General features: G+C 63.3%; 2 protein-coding genes. One reads left to right on the top strand and one right to left on the bottom strand.

Annotation, left to right across the window (positions count from 1 at the left end; translation table 11 throughout):
- Window positions 1–48 precede the first annotated feature (48 nt).
- Window positions 49–267 carry a hypothetical protein gene (locus AC1DY5_RS55945; RefSeq protein ID WP_478122756.1) on the bottom strand — a complete coding sequence of 73 codons (219 nt, stop codon included), beginning with the start codon at window positions 265–267 and terminating at the stop codon, window positions 49–51.
- A 158-nt stretch (window positions 268–425) separates the two neighbouring features.
- On the opposite strand from AC1DY5_RS55945, the gene groEL reads away from it, so the two are divergent.
- The coding region (gene groEL, locus AC1DY5_RS55940) for a chaperonin GroEL (protein WP_478122755.1) at window positions 426–1,323 on the top strand (898 nt) is incomplete at its 3' end.

Below are 1,323 nucleotides of genomic sequence, written 5' to 3'. Positions count from 1 at the left end.
CCACGAAGTCCTGCATGCCGGTGGACTCGCGCAGGTCCTCGGCACTGATCAGAAGGAGGCGGTGAGTGCGCGGCTCATACCCCGGGTCGTCCCAACGGTGCGCCAGGCGCAGCGAGGCAAAAGCACTTCCATCGAGATGGAGTCGGGAATGAAGGAGCGCGCGCTCCGGCGGCGCTTGAGCGCCTCATCCAGGGTAACTTTCTGAGGCAGCAGGGGCGCTGGCAACTGCACCGTATCGGTTTCGAGATTCAATGGAATGATCGGCATGGCTCAGCTCCTTGAAAGTTGTGGACAAGGATTGCCCAGCGCTGGGGCCGGCACCTTGACTTGGCGCAATCGTTTCGATGCTTGCGCACGATCAAGCCCCCTGTGGGCGGAGCGCCGTATCTTGTTCGGCATTCCCAACGCTCTACCGAGGCATTGCCATGACAGCCAAACAACTTCTCTTTCGCGAGGAAGCTCGCAGCAAGATTCGCGACGGCGTCAACACTCTGGCGGAAGCAGTCCGCGTGACGCTGGGCCCGCGCGGCCGCACCGTGATCATCGACAGCGACTACGGTGCTCCGCAGATCGTCAACTCCGGGGTCATCGTCGCCCGGTCGGTCGAGCTCGAAGATCGCTTCGAGAACATGGGTGCGCAACTGCTTCGCGAGGTTGCTTCGCGCACCAGCGAAATGGCAGGCGACGGCACGACCACCGCCACCGTCCTTGCGCACGCCATGATTCAGGAGGGCCTCAAGTACCTGGCCGCCGGCATGAACCCGATGGACCTCAAGCGCGGAATCGATCGGGCCGTGGAGGTCGTCGTGGCCGAACTGAAGGCCATCTCGCAGCCCTGCGCTTCGTCACAGGAGATTGCACACGTCGCGGCGATCTCGGCCAACAACGACCGCTCCATCGGCGATCTCATCGGCGAGGCGATGGACAAGGTCGGCCGCGAAGGTGCGGTCTCGATCGAGGATGGTTCCGGCCTCGTGAGCGAACTGGAGGTCGTGGAGGGCATGCAGTTCGATCGCGGCTACCTGTCCGCGTACTTCGTGAACAACGCGGAGAAACAGACAGTGGAGATGGAGAACGCACTGATTCTCCTGTGCGATCACAAGCTGTCGACCATCGCCGAACTTGTGCCGCTGCTCGAAGCGGCGGCAAAGTCGGGCGCGCCGCTGCTGGTGATCGCTGAGGAGGTGGAAGCGGATGCGCTGGCCACGCTCGTCGTCAACAGTGTGCGCGGCGTGGTGAAGACCTGCGCCGTGAAGGCACCCGGCTTCGGCGACCGCCGCAAAGCGATGCTGCAAGATATGGGCGTGTTGACCGGCGGCCAAG

This window comes from Variovorax sp. P4_D9, from assembly GCF_056401695.1.
The sequence above is the reverse complement of the archived record's forward strand: the minus strand, read 5'-3'. Positions and strand labels throughout refer to the sequence as shown.